This window comes from Nocardia acididurans (genome assembly GCF_016741815.1).
Classification (GTDB): Bacteria; Actinomycetota; Actinomycetes; order Mycobacteriales; family Mycobacteriaceae; genus Nocardia; species Nocardia acididurans.
The window spans coordinates 399858-420941 of the sequence record NZ_JAERRJ010000006.1 but is presented as its reverse complement, the minus strand read 5'-3'; the positions used below and the strand labels follow the sequence as shown (position 1 = coordinate 420941).

16 protein-coding genes are annotated in these 21084 nt (G+C 67.7%); 10 read left to right on the top strand and 6 right to left on the bottom strand.

Annotation, left to right across the window (positions count from 1 at the left end):
* Positions 1-17 precede the first annotated feature (17 nt).
* The 3 genes from JK358_RS17845 to JK358_RS17835 all read left to right on the top strand — a co-directional run bounded on the left by JK358_RS17845 (position 18) and on the right by JK358_RS17835 (position 2668).
* A complete protein-coding gene (locus tag JK358_RS17845; RefSeq protein ID WP_307817595.1) occupies positions 18-974 on the top strand; it encodes an ATP-binding cassette domain-containing protein in 957 nt (318 codons plus the stop codon).
* Between the two features lie 50 nt (positions 975-1024).
* Entirely contained in the window at positions 1025-1891 is an 867-nt protein-coding gene (locus tag JK358_RS17840; protein WP_201948802.1) for an ABC transporter permease, read from the top strand.
* Positions 1892-1972: 81 nt separating this feature from the next.
* Complete coding sequence (locus JK358_RS17835; RefSeq protein ID WP_201948801.1) at positions 1973-2668, top strand: DUF2510 domain-containing protein; 696 nt, start codon at positions 1973-1975, stop codon at positions 2666-2668.
* Between the two features lie 54 nt (positions 2669-2722).
* Here the strand turns inward: JK358_RS17835 and secA are convergent, their stop codons facing one another.
* Complete coding sequence (secA, locus tag JK358_RS17830) at positions 2723-5554, bottom strand: preprotein translocase subunit SecA (protein WP_201948800.1); 2832 nt, start codon at positions 5552-5554, stop codon at positions 2723-2725.
* Positions 5555-6069: 515 nt separating this feature from the next.
* Here secA and JK358_RS17825 point away from each other — a divergent pair.
* From JK358_RS17825 to JK358_RS17795, 7 genes are all read left to right on the top strand, one after another.
* Positions 6070-7491, top strand: coding sequence for a WS/DGAT/MGAT family O-acyltransferase (locus JK358_RS17825; RefSeq protein WP_201948799.1), 1422 nt, complete (start codon positions 6070-6072; stop codon positions 7489-7491).
* 52 nt (positions 7492-7543) lie between these two features.
* A complete protein-coding gene (locus JK358_RS17820) occupies positions 7544-8056 on the top strand; it encodes a DUF6912 family protein (protein ID WP_201948957.1) in 513 nt (170 codons plus the stop codon).
* A 425-nt stretch (positions 8057-8481) separates the two neighbouring features.
* Entirely contained in the window at positions 8482-9642 is a 1161-nt protein-coding gene (locus tag JK358_RS17815) for a ferredoxin reductase (RefSeq protein WP_201948798.1), read from the top strand.
* A 97-nt stretch (positions 9643-9739) separates the two neighbouring features.
* A complete protein-coding gene (locus JK358_RS17810) occupies positions 9740-11155 on the top strand; it encodes a fatty acid desaturase family protein (protein WP_201948797.1) in 1416 nt (471 codons plus the stop codon).
* A 95-nt stretch (positions 11156-11250) separates the two neighbouring features.
* Positions 11251-12501, top strand: coding sequence for a fatty acid desaturase family protein (locus JK358_RS17805; protein ID WP_201948796.1), 1251 nt, complete (start codon positions 11251-11253; stop codon positions 12499-12501).
* Positions 12502-12645: 144 nt separating this feature from the next.
* Complete coding sequence (gene bluB / locus JK358_RS17800) at positions 12646-13308, top strand: 5,6-dimethylbenzimidazole synthase (RefSeq protein WP_307817594.1); 663 nt, start codon at positions 12646-12648, stop codon at positions 13306-13308.
* A gap of 207 nt (positions 13309-13515) precedes the next feature.
* Complete coding sequence (locus tag JK358_RS17795) at positions 13516-14109, top strand: GyrI-like domain-containing protein (protein ID WP_201948795.1); 594 nt, start codon at positions 13516-13518, stop codon at positions 14107-14109.
* Positions 14110-14144: 35 nt separating this feature from the next.
* On the opposite strand, the gene JK358_RS17790 is transcribed toward JK358_RS17795, so the two are convergent.
* From JK358_RS17790 to mtrB, 5 genes are all read right to left on the bottom strand, one after another.
* Positions 14145-15425 (bottom strand): acetyl-CoA C-acyltransferase, encoded by a 1281-nt coding sequence (locus tag JK358_RS17790; RefSeq protein WP_201948794.1) that lies wholly within the window; start codon positions 15423-15425, stop codon positions 14145-14147.
* A 103-nt stretch (positions 15426-15528) separates the two neighbouring features.
* A complete protein-coding gene (hpf, locus tag JK358_RS17785) occupies positions 15529-16161 on the bottom strand; it encodes a ribosome hibernation-promoting factor, HPF/YfiA family (RefSeq protein ID WP_201948955.1) in 633 nt (210 codons plus the stop codon).
* A 281-nt stretch (positions 16162-16442) separates the two neighbouring features.
* Positions 16443-17087 (bottom strand): ComF family protein, encoded by a 645-nt coding sequence (locus tag JK358_RS17780; protein WP_201948793.1) that lies wholly within the window; start codon positions 17085-17087, stop codon positions 16443-16445.
* A 152-nt stretch (positions 17088-17239) separates the two neighbouring features.
* The gene (gene lpqB / locus JK358_RS17775) at positions 17240-19045 is read right to left on the bottom strand and encodes an MtrAB system accessory lipoprotein LpqB (protein WP_201948792.1); all 1806 of its coding nucleotides are present in this window, start codon (positions 19043-19045) and stop codon (positions 17240-17242) included.
* Complete coding sequence (gene mtrB, locus JK358_RS17770) at positions 19042-21075, bottom strand: MtrAB system histidine kinase MtrB (protein WP_307817593.1); 2034 nt, start codon at positions 21073-21075, stop codon at positions 19042-19044. The genes lpqB and mtrB overlap by 4 nt, the downstream gene beginning before the upstream one ends.
* Between the last annotated feature and the right edge of the window lie 9 nt (positions 21076-21084).

Here is a 21084-nt window from a genome sequence, read left to right as displayed (position 1 = left end):
GAGAGTTTGGAGCCGCAGTGAGCGACGTGATCGTGTGCGATCGGGTGTACAAGCGTTACGGCAGCAAGGCGGCCCTGGCGGGATTCGACCTGACGGTCCCCGAGGGCATGGTCTACGGCCTGCTCGGACCCAACGGCGCGGGCAAGACCACGGCGGTGCGGATGCTGGCGACGCTGGCGCGGCCGGATTCCGGGCGGATCGAAGTGGCCGGATTCGACGCGGTGCGCGACGCCGCCCGCGTGCGGCAGCGCATCGGGCTGGTGGGGCAGTACGCGGCGGTGGACGAGGCGCTGTCGGGGCGGCAGAACCTGGTGCTGTTCGGGAAACTGCACCACCTCGGAGCCGCCCGCGCCCGGAAGCGGGCGGACGAACTGCTGGAGTGGTTCGGGCTCGCCGATACCGGCGACAAACCAATCGAGCAGTACTCCGGCGGCATGCGGCGGCGGCTGGACCTGGCCGCCGGATTCCTCACCGCACCGGCGGTGCTGTTCCTCGACGAGCCGACCACCGGACTCGACCCGCAGAACCGGAATCAGGTGTGGGATGCCGTGCGCGGACTGGTCGCCGCGGGGACCACCGTCCTGCTCACCACGCAGTATCTCGAAGAGGCGGACCAGCTTTCGGCCCGCGTCTCGGTGGTGGACCACGGCCGGGTGATCGCCACCGGCAGCCCGCACGAACTCAAATCCCGGCTGGGCGGGGACCGGATCGACGTGGTCGTGCGCGACAGCGCCGATCTGGCCGCCACGGCGGAGATGATGCGGACCAGGCTGCACGCGGAACCCACCGTCGACGCCGACACCCGACGGGTCGGGGCGCCGGCCGCGGATCCGGTCGCCGACCTGACCGATATCGCGAATACATTGCGCGACAGCGGCATTCCGGTCGAAGACCTGGCTCTGCGGCGGCCCACCCTGGACGAGGTCTTCCTGCACCTGACCGATGCGCGCCGCGACGTGGAGGCAATCGCCTGAGCACAAAGCCGGCCCCTCCCCCACCATCCGCACCGACGAACAGGACACCCATGACTGCCGCAGCCTCCGCCCCCTCGTACACCGGCACACCGATTCCATTGTCGGACACTCCCTCCCGACTCAGGCGGCTGCGCTGGGCCGTAGCCGACGCCTGCACCGTCGCGGGGCGCGATCTGGCGCACTGGCGGCGCAGGCCCGGGGCCGTCATCGCCAATACACTGCTCTTCCCGATCATGATCGTGCTCATGTTCGGGTATCTGCTCGGTGGCGCGATGAACGTGCCGGGCGGGGGTGACTATCGGGAGTTCCTGCTACCGGGGATGTTCGCCATGACCATGGTGTTCGGCATCGGCACCACCATGGTGGCGGTGAGTTCCGATGCGGCGCGGGGCATTACGGATCGATTCCGGTCGATGCCGATGTCGGCCTCGGCGGTGGTCGCGGGGCGGGCGCTGGCCGATATGCTCAATTCCGCTGTCGCCCTCGCCGTGCTCATCCTCTGCGGTCTGGCGATCGGCTGGGAGCCGGGACGCGGGCTCGGCGCGAGCGCCGCGGCGGTGGGGCTGCTTCTACTGCTGCGCTTCGCGTTTCTGTGGATCGGCGTCTATCTCGGACTGGTCTTCCACGCCGACCCGGAGGCCGTGACCGGCATCCGCACTCTCGAGTTCCCGATCGGCTTCCTGGCCAATCCGTTCATCCCGATCGCCACCATGCCCGCGTGGCTCGGAGTCATCGCGGCCTGGAATCCGTTGTCCTCCACCACCTCCGCCGTGCGTGAACTGTTCGGCAATCCGACCGGCGACGACGGCAGCTGGATCGCCGAGCACGCCATGCTCATGGCGGTCGTCTGGCCGCTGGCGCTGATCGCGGTATTTCTGCCGCTGTCCATCCACCGCTACCGGCACCTCGGCAAGTAAGCAGGGAAAGCCGCGGGAGGTGCGGGATTTCCACCCCTGCGGTGGGTGGGGAGCCGGGCCGCGGCTTCCTACCCTGAATGCATGACGCAGCCGCTGCCCTCCGCAGGCTGGTATCCGCACGGCGCCTGCCTGCGCTGGTGGGACGGGTACCGCTGGACCCATCTCACCCAGCCGCTGCCGGTGAGAACCTCACCGACACAGGAGGTTTCGGTCAACCCGAAACTGCTCACGGAACGAGCGCTGGTGTTCCGGCACAAGGCCGAACTCCTGGAACACCACCGGTGGACCGTTACCGACCACCACGACGTGGCACTCGGATCGGTGGTGCCCATCGACTACCGCTGGCTGGAACGCAAGACCGACCTGACCGTCGAATTTCGCGACGAGCACGACGCGCTGATCCACACGGTCACCGAACGCGTCGTCCGATTCAGGGGCGTCAGCCATATCGTGGGCGTCGGCAGGATCACCCAGGGCACGAGGACCAGGCCCACCTTCGCCCTGCACGACGAGAACGACCAGCTGCTGGCCACGATCGAATGCACCGGCACCTGGTCACACCGGTATGTGATCCGCGACGCCGAGAACTGGCAGATCGGCCGGATCGACTACGAGGTGGTGCCCGCCAAGCGCTTCGGGATGATCGACAGGTACGAGATGTGGACCCATCTCGACCACCCGATCCGCACTCCCCTGCCGGCTCCCCTCACCAGCCTGATCCTCGCGACGGTCCCCCGCGCCTACACCGCGATCTTCAGACGGGACAGGCCCAGCTGAAACACTGCGGGCACCCGGGCATTTCGCCCGGGTGCCCGCATCAGGTGCTCGAAATCAGCGGCGGCGCTTGGACTTCGGCGCGCGGTCCGGCTTGGCCTGGGAGCGGGCGGCCTCGCGACGCTCACGGCGGGTGGCGCCGGAGGCGTTGTCGGAGCCGTACTCCTCGGCATCGCTGTGGACGGCCGCGCGGCCGCCCTCGTCGGGGCCGGAGTAGGACAGGCCGCGCGGGCCGGACTCGTCGATTCCCTTGGCGCGCAACGCCGCCGGAGCGCCGTTGGCGACGGGGGCGTCTTCCTTGGTGAGCTGCGGGCGGTTGCCGACCGGCGACTGCAGACCGGCGGCCACCTGGACGCCGGCGGGCTGCGGCTGCTGCACCTCGACCTGCAGGTTGAACAGGAAGCCGACCGACTCCTCCTTCAGGCCGTCCAGCATGGCGGCGAACATGTCGAAGCCCTCGCGCTGGTATTCGACCAGCGGGTCGCGCTGGGCCATGGCGCGCAGGCCGATGCCCTCCTTGAGGTAGTCCATCTCGTAGAGGTGCTCACGCCACTTGCGGTCCAGCACGGACAGCAGGATCTGACGCTCGAGGTTGCGCATGCTGCCGTCGCCGGCGAGGCCGTCGATCTCGGATTCGCGGCCCTCGTAGCGGGCGTGCGCGTCGTCGAGGACGGCGTCGAGCAGATCCTCGCGGGTGAGCTCGCCGATCTCGCCGTCGTCGGTCTCGCCGGTGAGATCCTTGTAGTCCAGGCCGATCGGGTACAGGGTCTTGAGCGCGCCCCACAGCTTGGCGAGATCCCAGTCCTCGACGTAGCCCTCGGCGGTGGCGCCGTTGACGTAGGCGGTGATCACGTCGGTGATCATCTCCTGGACCTGGCCCTCCATATCCTCGCCCGCGAGGATGCGGCCGCGCTCGGCGTAGATCACCGTGCGCTGCTGGTTCATGACCTCGTCGTACTTGAGGACGTTCTTGCGGATCTCGAAGTTCTGCTGCTCGACCTGGGTCTGCGCGGACTTGATGGCGCGCGAGACCATCTTGGCTTCGATCGGCACATCGTCGGGCAGGTTCAGCCGGGTCATGATCGACTCGAGCGCCGCGCCGTTGAAGCGCCGCATGAGCTCGTCGCCCAGCGACAGGTAGAAGCGGGACTCGCCCGGATCGCCCTGACGGCCGGAACGACCGCGCAGCTGGTTGTCGATACGCCGCGACTCGTGACGCTCGGTGCCGAGCACGTAGAGGCCGCCGGCCTCGCGCACGGCCTCGGCGTCCTCCTCGGTCTGCTCCTTGACGCGCTCCAGGGTGGGCAGCCACTGCGCCTGGTACTCGTCGGGAGTGTTGACCGGGTCCAGGCCCTGCTTGCGCAGCACCAGGTCGGCGATGATGTCGGGGTTGCCGCCGAGCACGATGTCGGTACCACGACCGGCCATATTGGTGGCGACGGTGACCGCGCCGGGCCGACCGGCCTCGGCGACGATCTGCGCTTCCTGCTCGTGGAACTTGGCGTTGAGCACCGAGTGCGGGACGCCGCGCTTGGTCAGCTGCTTGGACAGGTACTCCGAGCGCTCGACCGAGGTGGTGCCGACCAGCACCGGCTGGCCCTTCTCGTGGCGTTCCACGATGTCGTCGGCGACCGCGGCGTACTTGGCCTCCTCGGTCTTGTAGATCAGGTCCGACTGGTCGGCGCGGATCATCGGCTTGTTGGTCGGGATCGGGACCACGCCGAGGCCGTAGGTCTGATGCAGTTCGGCGGCTTCCGTCTCGGCCGTACCGGTCATGCCGGACAGCTTGTCGTAGAGGCGGAAGTAGTTCTGCAGCGTGATGGTCGCGAGGGTCTGGTTCTCCGGCTGGATCTCCACGCCCTCTTTGGCCTCGATGGCCTGGTGCATGCCCTCGTTGTAGCGGCGGCCCACCAGGATGCGGCCGGTGAACTCGTCGACGATGATCACTTCACCGTCGCGGACGATGTAGTCCTTGTCGCGGGTGTAGAGCTCCTTGGCCTTGATGGCGTTGTTCAGGTAGCTGACCAGCGGCGAGTTCGCGGCCTCGTACAGGTTGTCGATGCCGAGCTGATCCTCGACGAATTCGACGCCCGCCTCGTGCACACCGATGGTGCGCTTCTTGATGTCGACCTCGTAGTGCAGGTCCTTCTTCAGCAGCGGTGCGATGCGCGCGAATTCGGCGTACCACTTCGAGGAGGCGTCGGCCGGACCCGAGATGATGAGCGGCGTACGCGCCTCGTCGATGAGGATGGAGTCGACCTCGTCGACGATGGCGAAGTTGTGCCCGCGCTGAACCAGATCGTCCAGCGAGTGGGTCATGTTGTCGCGCAGGTAGTCGAAGCCGAACTCGTTGTTCGTGCCGTAGGTGATGTCGGCGCTGTAGGCCACACGGCGCTCGGCCGGGGTCATACCGGACAGGATGGTGCCGACCTCGAGACCGAGGAAGCGGTGCACGCGGCCCATCCACTCGCCGTCGCGCTTGGCCAGGTAGTCGTTCACCGTGACCACGTGCACGCCCTCGCCGGAGAGGGCGTTCAGATAGGCGGGCAGCACACAGGTCAGGGTCTTGCCCTCACCGGTCTTCATCTCGGAGACGTTGCCGATGTGCAGGGCCGCGCCACCCATGATCTGCACCTTGTAGTGCTTCTGGTTCAGCACGCGCCAGGACGCCTCACGCGCCGTCGCGAACGCCTCCAGCAGCAGCTCGTCCAGGCTTTCGCCGTCGGCGTAGCGCTGCTTGAACTCGTCGGTCTTGGCCTGCAGCTCCGCGTCGGAGAGGGCCGCGAACTCCTCGTCCAGGGCAATGACTTCATCCGCCAGGTGCGCAAGCCGCTTGACCGTGCGACCCTCACCAATCCGTAGCAACCTCGAAAGCGTCAGCGCAGGCACGGGTCTTGTCAGTCCTCTGGTCGGTGGTCGTCTGTCGCACCCGCCTGGGCGGGCTGGGCGCGCGCGGGTGCGCAACCAATTGCCATGGTAGTGCGCAGCCCATCGTAGGTGCGTAGGTGCACAGGCAATGGGCCAGCTCACGCGGGTCGCAGAGTCTTCGCCCCCACGATCCTCCCGATCGCACTGTACCCATTGCGGCGGGTCCGCGCCGGGCCATCCGGGGGAGCGCGCAGCCCCTCAGCGAATCCGTTTGCTGGAGAACCTGTTTCACAACCCCTGAAGTACGATGTAGGGGGTTCGGCGCGCGGAGGCTTGCGCCCGCACTGCCGAGCCGCGGGGCACCGATGACGGTGCGAGTGCGGGCAGTGCCGCTCTGACTCATTCCCCGGGTGATCGGATTGCGATAGCTTGCCCTACAACCGGCGCTTGCCGCCGTACGCCGACGCTCGGCAGGGGATGTGTTGTTCAAACGCATGTGCGGGCCGCAGGCGAGGGATCAGGGAGTAGCAGGCAGCGTGATCACGAGACTGACGCCGCAGGACGCGTCGTTCTATCGGCTCGAGTCGAGCAGTAACCCGATGCACATCGGATCTCTGGCCATCCTGCGCAATCCCGTTCCGAAGGGGAATTCGGGGCGCGGGCCACTGGATTACGACCGGCTCATAGCGCTGGTCGAAGCACGATTGCCGCTGGTGCCGCGGTATCGGCACAAGGTGCGGGAGATCCCGTTCGCGCTGGGCCGCCCGGTCTGGGTGGACGACGCGCATTTCGACATCACCTATCACATCCGGCGGTCCGCGCTGCCCGAGCCGGGCAATGACGATCAGCTGCTCGACCTGGTCGCGCGGCTGGCGTCCAGGCCGCTCGACAGCAGCCGCCCGCTGTGGGAGATGTACCTCGTGGAAGGGCTCTCCGAAGGCCGGTGCGCGATCTTCACCAAGACGCATTCGGCGCTCGTGGACGGCGACTCCGCCCTCGAGATCGGGCATGTGATCCTGGACACGTCGGCCGCGCCGCGCGAGGTCGCCGACGACGCCTGGCGGGCGCATCGCGAACCCGCCGATGTGGAGTTGCTGGTGGGGGCGCTGCTGCATCTGGCGACCCAGCCGCGCGAGGCGCTGGAGGTGGCGCGGCAGCACAGCGCGGAGGCGTTCGCGCTCATCGACGCCACGGGCAAGGCCGTGCGCAAGATGGTGTCCATGGTGCGGGCGGCGGCCATCGGCGCGCCGGACAGCCCCCTGAACACCCGGACCTCGCGTAACCGGCGGTTCGAGGTGGTGCGCACCGACCTCGAGGACTACCGCAAGATCCGCAAGAGATTCGACTGCTCCATCAACGACGTGATCCTCGCCGTGGTCACCGGGGCGCTGCGCAACTGGCTGCTCTCGCGCGGCGAGATCCTCACCGAATCCGACACGCTGCGCGCGATCGTGCCCATGTCGGTGTACGCGGACGGGCCGCACGGGGAGCTGAAACCGGCCTCCGAAGTGCATTCGCTGATCTTGGATCTGCCTGTGGGCGAACCGAATCCGGTCATCCGCATCTCGCACATCAAACACGCCACCGAGGCGCACTCGCGGCATCAGCGCGGGGTGCGGGCGCGCACCCTGGTGCACATGGCCGGATTCGCTCCGGCGAGCCTGCATGCCATGAGCGTGCGATCTGCGAGTACCTTCGCAGAACACACGTTCAATCTGGTGATCACCAACGCGCCGGGTCCGCAGCAGCCGATGTTCATCGGCGGCGCGCGGATGCTGGAGATGTACCCGGTGTCGCCGCTGCTGCGCAATCAGGCATTGAGTTTCGGCCTCACGTCCTATGACGGGCGGGTGTTCTACGGGCTCAACGCCGATCGCGACGCGATGGCGGATATCGCGGTGCTGACCGCGTCGGTGCACGAGTCGATGGAGGAGATGCTCGGTGCCTGCGTCCAGTGAGTCGTCCGCCGTGTCGAAGAAGCTGCGCGTATATGTACCGGCGACGGTGCCGATGCTGCGGGAGCTCGTCGCCGAACGGGAGATCCGCGCGCTCAACGACACCGCGTTCGCGGTGACGCCGGCGCTGCGCGAGGCGTACGCCTCCGGGGACGACGAGGAGCTCGCGGAGGTCGCGATGGCGGAAGCCGCGCGGGCGTCGCTGCGGCTGCTGGCCGAGGAGCAGGCGGCGGTGGACGAATCCGCCGACGCCGGCGAATCCGATTCGGCCCCACGCGGACCCGTCTTCCGGCGCGCGGTCATCGCCGCCGATGTGGACGGGGTGACATTGCGGCCCGATCTGGACGACGCGGTGGTGCGGCTGTCCGCACCGATCCCCTACGACCGCATCGCCTCGGTGCACGTGGATCTCGCGGAGGCGGAGTCCGAGGTCTCCAAGGCAGTGGATGTCATCGACGCGGCGGATATGGGCGATCCCGACGCCGAATTCGTGCTGGGTGACGCGGAAGACCACCAGCTGGCCTGGTACGCGGCACAGGAACTACCGTTCCTGCTCGATCTGCTCTGAGAGCAGGAAAGAGGGGGTGGGGGCTAAGCCCCCAAACCCCCATAGGGCTGCGCCCGGCCCCCAGCGGGCTGTGGCTGCCCGGCCCCAAAAGGCTGTGGCTGCCCGGCCCCAAAGGCTGCGACTGCCCGGCCCCAAAGGCTGCGGCTGCCCGGCCCCAAAGGCTGCGACTGCCCGGCCCCAAAGGCTGCGACTGCCCGGCCCCAAAGGCTGCGACTGCCCGGCCCCAAAGGCTGCGACTGCCCGGCCCCAAAGGCTGCGACTGCCCGGCCCCAAGGGCTGCGGCTGCCCGACCATCGAAGGGCCGCGACCAGCCTCCAGCGCTGGTGGTAGGGGTAATAAATCAGCACCGACGGCACCGTAACCTACGATGCCGTAACCTGACTGTGACTACTGCGGCTACGACGACAGGAACAGGCTTCCGGATCATGGCATCGAACAAGGGTGGATTCTCCGTGCGTGGATTGCGGGATTGGCTGGAGGCACCTGTTGCCGACGGCACCACCGCCGGAAAGACCCGGTTGAATGCGCTACGGGGAGCTGCCGCGCGGGTGACCACGCCGTTGTTGCCGGACGACTATCTGCATCTGGTGAATCCGCTGTGGTCGGCCCGGGAGTTGCGGGGGCGGATCGTCGAGGTGCGCAAGGAGACGGCGGATTCGGCGACGCTGGTGATCAAGCCGGGCTGGGGGTTCGATTTCAAGTTCCAGCCGGGGCAGTACATCGGGATCGGGATCCTGGTGGACGGGCGCTGGCACTGGCGGTCGTATTCGCTGACCTGCCCGCCGGATTGGACCGATCCGGGCTCGCGGAGCAAGCGGTTGATCTCCATCGCTGTGAAGGCGATGCCGGAGGGGTTCCTGTCCAGCCACATCGTGAGCGGCGTGCCGGAGGGCGCCATCGTGCGGCTGGCCGCGCCGCAGGGCGGGTTCGTGCTGCCGGAGCCGCTGCCGTCGAAGGTCTTGTTCCTCACCGCGGGCTCGGGCATCACGCCCGTCATGGCCATGCTGCGCACCATGGACCGCCGCGGCTCGGTGCCCGACACCCTGCACGTGCATTCGGCGCGCAATCCGGAAGACGTCATGTTCGGTGACGAGCTGCGCGAACTGCACGACAAGCACCCGTCGTTCACCGCGCACCTGCATCTCACCGGCGAGAACGGCAAGTTCGCGCTCGCCGATCTGGACGAGATCTGCCCCGACTGGCGTGAGCGCGAGACCTGGGCCTGCGGTCCGCTCGGCATGCTCGACGATGTCGAGAAGCACTGGGCCGCAGCGGGTCTGAGCGACAAGCTGCACGTGGAGCGCTTCGAGGTGGCGCGTTCGGCCACGGCCGAGGGCGGCACCGTCACCTTCGCCAGGACCGGCCGCAGCGTCGAGGTCGACGGCGCGACCACCCTCATGCAGGCGGGCGAGGGCGCGGGCGTGCAGATGCCGTTCGGCTGCCGCATGGGCATCTGCCAGACCTGCGTGGTCACGGTGACCGACGGTCACGTGCGTGACCTGCGCAACGGCAACGAGCACCGCGCGGGCGACAAGGTGCAGACCTGCATCTCCGCTGCCGCGGGCGATTGCACCCTGGATGTCTGAGACAATCCGCTCGGTCTCAGGAACCGCATAACACTTTCGCAGCGATTACCCCGTACCCTCGATTCCGGGGACATCGCGAATCACGGAAGGACCGCCGGTGGCCATCACCGACATCAAAACGTTCGCTCATCTCACGGAAGCGGATATCGAGGCCCTGGGCCGGGAGCTCGACACCATCAAGAGGGATGTCGAACTCTCCCTGGGCGAACGCGATGCCAAGTACATCCGGCGCACCATCCGGGCGCAGCGCATGCTGGAGGCGGCGGCGCGCGCCACGCTCTTCGCGAGCAAGAACCGCTGGGCCTGGCTGGCCGGCACCGCCATGCTCTCGGTCGCCAAGATCATCGAGAACATGGAGCTCGGGCACAACATCAGCCACGGGCAGTGGGATTGGATGAACGACCCGGAGATCCACTCCACCACCTGGGAGTGGGACATGACCGGGGTGTCGGCGAACTGGAAACGCGCGCACAACTATTCGCATCACACCTACACCAACATCGTCGGCATGGACGACGACATCGGCTTCGGCATCATCCGGATGACGCGGGACGAGCCGTGGCGTCCGCTGCATCTGGCGCAGCCGCTGGCGAATGTGGTGCTGGCCGCGCTGTTCGAATGGGGCATCGCCCTGCACGATCTGAAGCTGGCCAAGGAGCAGGCGGGCATTTCGCCGCAGGACTGGTTCTCCGACGCCAACAAGGAGTTCTGGCGTAAGTCCGGCAGCCAGGTCGCCAAGGATTTCGTGATCTATCCGGCGCTCACCGGCCCGGCGTGGAAGTCGACGCTGAAGGCGAATGCCACCGCGAATCTGGTCCGCAATCTGTGGGCGTACGCGGTGATCTTCTGCGGGCATTTCCCGGACGGCGCGGAGAAGTTCACCGAGGAGCAGTTCAAGAACGAAACGCAGGGTGAGTGGTACCTGCGGCAGATGCTGGGCTCCGCGAATTTCGAGGCCGGCCCGGCCATGGGTTTCATGAGCGGCAATCTCAGCTACCAGATCGAGCATCACCTGTTCCCGGATATGCCGAGTAATCGGTACGCGCAGGTGTCGGTGAAGGTGCGGGAGCTGTGCGACAAGTACGACCTGCCCTATACGACCGGTTCGCTGGCCAAGCAGTACGGGCTGGCTTTCCGCACGATTCACAAGCTGGCGCTGCCGGACCGTTTCCTCAAGCGCACCGCCGACGATGCCCCCGAGACCTCCTCGGAGCGCAAGTTCGCGGGCATCACGCTGCCGTCGCTGCCGTCCCTGCCGAACAGCACCGAGTGGCTGGCCGAGCATCAGCCGCACTGGCCGGGCGTGGACCCGGATACGGGTGAGCGCCGCGGCCTGCGTTCGGCGCTGCTGGAGGCGAAGACCGCACTCAAGGAGAAGGCACAGCACGAGAAGGAAGTGCTGCGCGAAGCCAAGGCGGCGCTGCAGGAAAAGGCAAGGGCGGAAAAGGCTTTGCTGAAGGAGAAGGCCCGGCGGGAGGGCGCGCGGCGCGGTATTCTGCGGCGCAAGCGATAGCAGATGGAGGTCTCTCGCACAATGCGTTCTTCGACACGGTAGAGATTCAAACGGCCGTAACCTACGGAGCCGTAACCTACGGTACTGTAACCAGCATGGCGATCTCGGATGTCAAGGAATACGCACACCTCACCCCGGAAGATGTGGAAGCGATCGGCGCGGAGCTAGACGCCATCCGCCGTGAAATCGAATCCTCCCGGGGTGCGAGCGACGCCAAATACATCCGCAATGTGATCCGCCTGCAGCGCGGCCTGGAAATCAGCGCCCGCGGCGTGCTGTTCTTCAGCCTTTTCCCGCCCGCCTGGATCGCGGGCACGGCAATGCTCGGCGTGGCCAAGATCATCGAGAATATGGAGATCGGCCACAACGTCATGCACGGCCAGTGGGACTGGATGAACGATCCGGAAGTCCACTCCACCAAATGGGAATGGGACAACGCCGGCCCGTCCGAGCACTGGAAGATCACCCACAACTTCCTGCACCACAAGTACACCAACGTCCTGGGCATGGACGACGACATCGGCTACGGCCTGCTGCGCGTCACCCGCGACCAGCGCTGGTCCCCGTTCTACCTGGGCCAGCCGGTGTACAACCTGCTGCTGCAGATGTTCTTCGAATACGGCGTCGCCATCCAGCATCTGGAGCTCGGCAAGGTCGCCAAGAAGAAGTGGGCCCCGGGTTCGCCCGAGCGCATCCAGTTCGAGGAAGACCGCAAGCTGGTCCTGAAGAAGATCGGCAAGCAGGCCGCCAAAGACTACCTGCTCTTCCCGCTGCTCACCGGCCCCGCGTTCTTCGGCACGCTGACCGCCAACCTGACCGCCAATGTCATCCGCAATGTGTGGACCAACGCGGTCATCTTCTGCGGCCACTTCCCCGACGGCGCGGAGAAGTTCACCAAGGCCGATGTGGACGGCGAGACCCAGGCCGAGTGGTACCTGCGCCAGATGCTGGGCAGCGCCAACATCTCCGGCGGCCCGCTCATGCACTTCATGACCGGCAACCTCTCGCACCAGATCGAGCACCACCTGTTCCCCGATCTGCCGTCGAACCGCCTGGCCTCCATCGCGGTGCGGGTGCGCGCCATGTGCGACAAGTACGACCTGCCCTACACCACCGGGTCGCTGCCGGTGCAGTACGCCAAGTCGTGGCGCACCATCATGAAGCTGTCGCTGCCCAACAAGTACCTGCGCCGCGGCACCGACGACGCTCCGGAAACCAAGTCGGAGAAGGCGTTCGGCGGCGTCAGCACCATCGACCCGATGACCGGCCGCCGCCGCGGCCTGCGCACCGCGCTCGCCGCGGGCGGCCGCAAGCTGCGCCGCCGCGAACCCGCGCTGGTCGGATAGCACCCGCCGCCCTCGAACCCCGCGGCCGCCACCGGATTCCGGTGGCGGCCGCTGCCGTATCCGCCCAGGTGGTGGGGCTGCGGCTGACACCCGGTCGACAGGGTCGCCGCGGCAGCGTGACGGCCGCCTGGTTCACTGGAGCGCGTGTGTTCCGACGGTCCCCTCCTCTCCCCCGCTGCTGAACTGAACGTCTACGACGTGATCCGCCTGCGCCGCGATGTGCGCGCGGAGTTCACCGGGGAGGTGGTCGACGACGCCACCCTGCTGCGCATTCTCGATGCCGCACACCGCGCGCCGAGTGTCGGCAACTCCATGCCCTGGGATTTCGTGGTGGTACGCGACCCAGCGACCCTGAATACCTTCGCCGATCACGTGGCCGACAAGCGCCGCGAATTCCACGCCGACCTACCCGCCGACCGCGCCGAGACCTTCAACCCCATCAAGATCGAGGGCATCACCGAGAGCGGCACCGGCATCGTGGTCACACACAGTCAGTCGCGCGGCGGCACCCACGTTCTGGGCCGCGCTACGGTGCCCGAGACGGGCCTCTACTCGACGATCCTCGCCATCCAGAACCTCTGGCTCGCCGCGACCGCCGAGGGCGTAGGAGTGGGCTGGGTGAGCTTCTACGACACCCCGTTCCTGACCGAACTGATCGGCATCCCGGAGGACGTCCGCCCGGTCGCCTGGCTCTGCGTCGGCCCGGTCCGCGAGTTCCAGCAGATCCCCGACCTCGAGCGCTTCGGCTGGCGCGACCGCCGCCCCCTCGACGACGCCATCCACTGGGAACACTTCACCCACCGCTAGCCGTACACACCAGCTCCCGCCCCCTGAATGAGCGCCACTACATGTTCGCGGCCCGGCTCGGTCTGGACTGACGGAGCGGGGGAGCGAAGCGGAGGAGCGGAGGAGGGAAGACCGAGCTTGCAGGGCCGCGAACACGCCCGGAGCGAAGCGGAGGGCAATCAAACACAGCTTGACTCTCCGGTCGCTGGAGGGTCGAGAATCGGTCGCATGGACACACTGGACTTCAAGAAGGAGTACCGGGAGCTCTATGCGGCGCGGGCCGAGCCGCTACTGCTGACGGTGCCGGAGCTGCCGTATCTGATGATCGACGGCAAGGGCGATCCGGACGGGCCGGAGTACGCGACGGCGGTGAGTGCGCTGTACTCGGTGGCCTACGGGATTCGCGGCGTGCTGAAAACCGCTGGGACGGTGATCTATACGGTGCCGCCGCTGTCGGGGCAGTGGGATGGCGGGCCGAGCGCGGACCGGTCCGATTGGACCTGGACCATGATGTTGCAGCAGCCGCCGCAGGCGGATTCGGCGGTCGTGGACGAGGCGTTCGCGGTCACCCGGAAGAAGAAGGCGGAGCTGCCGATCGACCGGGTGCGGTTCGAGCGGTTCGACGAGGGCGAGTGCGGGCAGATCCTGCACATCGGACCGTATGCGACCGAGCCGCCGACCCGGGATCGGCTGCTGGAATTCCTTGCCGGGCAGGGCCGCACGATCAGTGGGCGGCATCACGAGATCTATCTGTCGGCGCCGGGCCGGGTAGCGCCGGAGAAGATGAAGACGCTGATTCGCTACCCGGTCCGGGCGCGCTGATCAGACTGCGGCCGCCCTGGCCGAGCCCGCTGCCGTCAAACCCGTTCGAGCACGGCCGATGCGCCGATGCCGCCGGCCGCGCAGATGCCCAGCAGCGCAGTGGATTTGCCGGTGCGGTGCAGTTCGTTGGCCATGGTGGTGACCATGCGGGCGCCGGTCGCGCCGAAGGGGTGGCCGAGGGAGACCGACCCGCCGTGCACGTTGAGCTTGTCCGGGTCGATGCGGCCGACGGCGGTGTCGCGGTCGAGGCGGGTCTTGGCCCAGTCGTCGCTGGCGAGGGCTTCGACCACGGACAGGGTCTGGGCGGCGAAGGCTTCGTGGATGTCGACGAAATCGATGTCGGCGAGCGACATTCCGGCCTTGTCGAGGGCGCGCGGCATGGAGATGGCCGGACCGATGAGCACCTGATCGCGCGGGTCGACGCTGACGAAGCTCCAGGAGCGGAAGGCGGCCAGCGGCGTGTAGCCGAGGGCGCGGGCCTTGTCCTCGCTCATGAGCAGCACGGCGGACGCGCCGTCGGTGAGCGGGCTGGCATTGCCCGCGGTGACGGTGCCGTTCTTGGCGAAAACCGGTGCGAGGGAGGCGAGTTTCTCGATGCTGGTGCCGGGCCGGACCAGGCCGTCGCGCACGATCCGCTTACCTTCGGGGGTGGTCACCGACAGCACTTCGTCGTCGAATCGGCCGGATTCGATGGCGGCGGCGGCGCGGTGGTGTGAGCGCGCGGCGAACTCGTCCTGCGCGGCGCGCGAAACCCCGTGGATGCCCGCCATTTTCTCGGCGGACTCGCCCATCACCTCGCCGGTGGTGCGCTCCTCGATCTTGGGACGGCGCGGCACCAGGTCGATGAACGGCGCGAGCTGCGCGGCCGCGCTGAGGTAGTCCTTGGCCTTGGGTTTGCCCAGCGCCAGTGGGGCGGCGGCGTGTACGACCTTCTGCGGCAGCTTTACCTCGGCATTGGAGGTGGAGTCGCTGCCGCCCGCGATCATGATGTCGTACTCGCCGCGTTCGATGGCCGCGGCGGCCGACACCACGGCCTGCAGCCCGGAGGCGCAGGCGCGGGTGACGGTGTACCCCTCGCACCCGGGGTCGAGCTGGAGGTCCAGCGCGATCTCGCGCGCGATATTGGGTGCGGCCGACGGCAGGATCACGCCACCCCACACGATGGCCTGCACGTCGGTCTTGGGCAGCCCGGTGCGTTCGAGCAGTCCGCGCACGGCGGTATCCGCCAGATCGATGGAATCCATCCGGGTGTAGTCGGTGAACGCGCGCACGAACGGGGTGCGGGCTCCGGCGACGATGACGGCTCGTTTACTCACGAGTCAGTTGTAACTGATACACGGTGTAACAACAAGTGTGCCCGCGTGATGAGTGCAAGCGACCGGGGTCCTGCGACCCCGGTCGAAGTGGACGGATTGCCCCTTACGCCAGCCGGATGAGGCCGTAGTCGAAGGCGTGGCGGCGATACACGACCGACGGTCGGTCGGTCTCCTTGTCCATGAACATGAAGAAATCGTGGCCGACGAGCTCCATCTGGTAGAGGGCGTCGTCGACGGTCATGGGAATCGCCGGGTGGGTTTTGGTGCGTACGACGTGACCGGGGCCCGCGTTCTCGGCGTCGGCGACGTCGGTGGAATGCGCGTGTTCACCGGAGGATCCATTGGTCGCCGCGAAGAGCGAATCGTCGATGAGCCCGGCCGTCGCCCGCGACACCGAGATGGGTGTCTTGTCGCCGTGATGGACGCTGCGGCGGTCCTTCATACGGCGGAGCCGGCTCGCCAGCTTCTCGACCGCCAGCTCGAGGGCGGCGTAGAAACTGTCCGCGCACGCTTCGGCGCGCACCACCGGGCCCTTACCGCGGGCGGTGATCTCTATCCGCTGGCAGTTCTTGCGTTGACGACGGTTGGGTTCGTGGGTGAGTTCCACATCGAACAGGTAGATGGTGGGATCGAATCGCTCCAAGCGAGAAAGCTTGTCGGAGACGTGGATTCGGAAATGATCGGGGACTCCACCCTCGCCGAGTGTTCGTCCCTTGACCACGACATCCGCGTGCATGCCCTTACTGGGTTCTTCCGTGGAATCGTCCAGCAGCACCGCGGTGTCTGCGTTCTTCGCTGAAGGTCGTGAAGTAGTCGTCACGCGTACCTCCCGGATCTGGCCGCACAAGCCGCTCGTGCGGCGGGATTGAAACGTGTGCCGATCGTCGGTGTGTCACCGAAAAGCCGCTCGGCACGTGATGTCCGAGGCGCCACCTCCAAACGTCGAGTTCGGGTGTCTGATCGCCAAGCTAGTACGCCAGCGACCTGTCCGCCAGTGTTCACGCAAATTTCGAAGAATCAAGCGTGGCAAGTTACCAACACCGAACAAACCTGCACACCCGTACCAGCCAGTGCCTGTACCGACTCACTCGCCGTCGTGCCGGTGGTCAACACGTCATCGATAAGGACTACCTGGGCATTTGCCGGAAACCACCCCCTCCGCGCCGGGCTCGGGACTACCATGATCCGCCCGCGTAGGTTGTGCTGACGATCGCTGCGGCCCAGACCGACCGAGTCCCGCACACCGGGCCGCATTCTCAGGATTCGTACCGGTTGGCTATCAGGCAGCCAACCGGCGGCGACGCGGGCCGCACGCACCACGGGATCCCCGCCGCGGCGGCGCGAGGCACTGCCGCGGGAGGGCGCGGGCACCAGCAGCAACGGCCGGGAAGTGTCCCGTAAACGGTCCAGCCCCCTGGCCAGCGCCGCGCCCAGCGGGACCGCCAGATCGCGGCGGTGCTGCTCCTTGGCGGCCAGCACGGCGCGTCGTGGTGCGCCCCGATAGGCGGCAAGCGCCCAGCACGGTACCCCGGGATCGGCGCGCGGGCGGATGCGGATCGGCGGGCCCGACAGCGATCCGGCGCAGTCGGCGCACCAGCTCGATCCACTCGCCCCGCACCCGCCACAGGTGCGCGGAAGGATCAGATCCAGCAGCTCCCCCATGTTCTTCAGTGTGCGCCGATGGCCTTGTCTACCGGCGCGTTTACGCCCAGAACAAGCGGAAATCGGTGTACAGCGGGCTAGATCCAACCGGCCGACCGATCAACAGGCGGGAAAGCCTGACGTGGGTGTCGGCCCGGGAGATGACGAGGGTGTCAGCCCGGCAGGACCGGAACGGCGTTGCCGCCCAGGCCCGGAACCTCACGCCAGTATTCGCCGCCTTCGGGGTTGCGGGTGAGTTCGAGGACGGCGCGGGAGTCGGCGACGTATTCGCGGTCCGGGGAGGCGCTGACGACCCGCACCGGGGGCGTGAGGTTCTGGGTGGTCTGGGCCTGGTAGCCGGAGCCGTCGACCAGGACCGACGCCACCGGGTCGATATTGCCCTCGCGGACCAGGACCACCTTCTCGTCGGTCTGCCAGTCCACCGAGACCACCGGCGTGGTGAGGCCGACAGCCAGCGGCAATGGCGAGGTGAGGGCGTATCTGCCGCCGGGGCGGGGCGTGACGACGGCCAGGTAGACCTTGCCGCCGGCGACCAGCGCGGCCCGTGCGCCGGACGGCGAGACGCGTAGCTCGGTGATGGGCGTGCGCGGCACGTTGCCGTTCGAATTGTTCTGCGCGGCCATCAGTTCGGAGATGTCGACGTCCTGCAGGGAGACGTTGCCGGTGACGCGGTCGTGCACGGCGCGCTTCACTTTCTCGCCGTCCACCACGGTCCACGCGGAGCTGCCGTCGGCGGGCCAGGAGGGGCGGGTGAAGGTGGCGCCGGTGTCGACCGGGAAGCCCTGTCCGTCGTAGGTGCCGATGATGAGGGTGCGGCCCGGTTCGGGTTCGGGCCGTCCGGAGTCGGCGACGGCGGCGACGAGCTGCCCGTCCGGCGAGACCGCCACCGACTGCAGGGTGTGGGTGCTGCCGAAGAAGCCGGGCGCGGCGGTGATGCCGTTCTCGCCGATGCTCATGAGCGAGCCGTCGCGCACCGCGTGCAGGCCGATGCGGTTGCGGGCCACGGTCTTCGGGCTCATGTCCTCGACGTCGGTGAGCTGCCAGCCGCTGGCGGCGTAGCGGTCGTCGAGCGGTTTGCCGTCGGCCAGCAGCACGTACGGGCCGATCACGTCGGCGCTGGCGAGGGTCAGCACGACCTGGGTGGCCAGCAGGTCCTTGGCCTTCGGGTCGAGGGTGGACGCGCCGGTGAAGTCCACCTGCACGCCGCCCGCGCCGACGCCGACATTGTCGGTTTCGCCGTTCGCCTTGGTGATGGGTCCGCGCAGGGTGACGGGCGCGGACAGCTGATTGCGCACGGCCGGGTCTAGCGCCTGCTGCGGCCCTTCGGCGAGCAGGCCGAGCAGCCGCTGCGGTAGCTGTTCCTTGCGGGCGGAGATCCATCGCAGGTCGGGCACCATGGCCGCGCCCGCCAGATTCGGGAAGTACAGCGGATACCGCTTGTAGGACTTGGCGAAGGCCTGCTGTTCGACGATGACGCCGGACGGTAGGTCGTCGACGCGCCATTCCCCGTCGACCTTCACCAGTTCGACCTTGTTCTCCAGCGTCCCGTCCGAGGCCCGATAGGCCCCGTCCGGCGACAGCTCACCGATCTTGCGAGCCCGGATCACATAGGTGGCGGTATCGGCGGTCCGCGATTCGCGCAGTGTGTCCGGCCGATCCACGATGGTCGTCCCCGCCGAGTCGTCCCACTTCACATCCGCGGCGGGCGACAGGAACTGCCGCGCCGCCTGATGCCGATTGGTGGGATCGGCTGTCGCGGTGAGGAAGTCCCGCAGCAGCTGATCCGGTTCCCGCCCGGATACCGGCGGTGTCGGCTCGGCACTGGTCGGCTGCCGATCCAGGGTCCCCAGCGCCTGCGGCGCGGAGGAATCGGGCAGGCTCGCGCACCCGGCGATACTCAGCAAGCAGCCGAGTACAGCCAGCACCCTTACCAGGCGCGAGGAGGGCCGCAGCCTCATGGCTTGCCGTCCCCGGCCGTGGGAGGTTGCGGCGCATCGGCCCGCGAGGCACTGTCACCGTTGCCGGTGTAGCTGTCTGTGGCGCTCGGATCCGCCGGGACTTCGCGGCTGTCCGCGACATCGGCGTCGATGCCGACGGACTCGTCGCCGGGGTTCTCCAGTCCGGCGAGGTTCGCAGAACGAGTTCCGGCGCTGGAGTTCTCAGGGTGGGCCGCGCTGTCGAAGCGGACGAAGCCCTCGAAGGGGATGTCGTCGTTCTTGGATGTGGTTGCGGACGTGCCGGATTCGGGTGCGACCGCAGAGCCGAGGGCGGTGCCGCTGACGACCGCGAAACCGGCCGGGGCCGTGGGGGGTCCGGCGAGAGTCGTGGATCCGTCTGCGGCCGAGGCGGATTCGGGCGTGGTTGCGCCGGTGGCGGGATCGCCGGTGCCGGTGCCGTTCTCGCCGCCGTTGTCGCCGACGACCTCGAGCAGCCGCTGCTTCTTGGGCGGTTCCAGGGACAGTGGGCTGACGCCGAGTTTGCGGCCGCGGACCAGGGGCAGGGTGAGGCGGAAGCTGGCGCCGACGCCGATTTCGCCCCAGGCTTCGAGTTTGCCCTCGTGCAGGTTGGCGTCCTCGACGCTGATGGACAGGCCGAGGCCGGTGCCGCCGGAGCGGCGCATGCGGGAGGGGTCGGAGCGCCAGAAGCGGTTGAAGACGAGTTTCTCCTCGCCCGGCCGCAGGCCCACGCCCTGATCGCGCACGACGATGGCGACGGCATTGGCGTCGGCGTCCCCGCGCATGCGCATGAGCACCGGTTTGCCTTCGCTGTGGTCGATGGCGTTGGCGAGCAGGTTGCGCAGCACGCGTTCGACGCGGCGCGGGTCCACTTCGGCCACCAGGGGTTCCTCGGGCATGTCCACCACGAGTTCGACGCCGGATTCCTTGGCGAGGTGCCGCACGGTGGAGACGGCGGCCCGCGCGCACATGCGTACGTCGAGCGATTCGACCTGCAGTTCGGCCACGCCCGCGTCGTGCCGGGAGATTTCGAGCAGGTCGTTGAGCAGGCCCTCGAACCGGTCGAGTTCGTTGACGAGCAGTTCGGCGGAGCGCGCCAGCGCCGGGTCCAGGTCGTCGCTGGATCCGTGGATGAGGTCGGCCGCCATGCGCACCGTGGTCAACGGTGTGCGCAGTTCGTGGCTGACGTCGGATGTGAAGCGGCGCTGCAGATTTCCGAACTCCTCCAGTTGCGTGATCTGCGTGGACAAGCTTTCGGCCATCTCGTTGAACGACATGGCCAGCCTGGCCATGTCGTCCTCGCCGCGCACCAGCATGCGTTCTTTCAAGCGCCCGTCGGCGAAGCGGCTCGCGATGCGGGCGGCCGAGCGGATCGGCAGCACCACCTGGCGGGTCACCAAGGCTGTGATCGCGGCGAGCAGCACCAGCAGCACGATGCCGCCGATGAGCATGGTGCCGCGCATGAGCGACAGGCTGCTCTTCTCGTTGGTGAGCGGGAAGATCAGGTAGATCTCGAGCGTGGGGATGTCGGCGGCGGGGCTGCCGATGATGAGTGCGGGTCCACGATAGCCGTCGGGGTCCGAGACTTGCGCGAACTGGTAGCTGACCTGCCGTTCCTGTACGAAATGTCGGAGTTCCGGCGGGATTTCCTGGATCGGCCCGGCGGTCAGCTCGTTCTGCGAGTCGCCGACCATGGCCAGCGCGGAGTCGTAAGACCCTGCGGCGCCGCCGGATTGGGAGCCGCCGCTGCCCGCGAGCGCGCGGCGCGCATCCTCCAATCGGGACAGCTGGGTACTCGAATCGTGCACCCCGGTCAGCGTCGCCTGCACGGTATTGCGGGCGCGGCTCATCTCCTCGACGGCCGCGTTGATCTTCGCGTCCAGCAGTCTGTCGGTGATCTGACTCGTGAGCACGACTCCGAGAATCGTGATCACGATCAGCGACAGGGTGAGCGTGGACACGACGACGCGCAGTTGCAGCGAACGCCGCCACACGTGGCCCAGTTGCTCACCTACGGTTCGAAACCAGGCCACCACTACCGC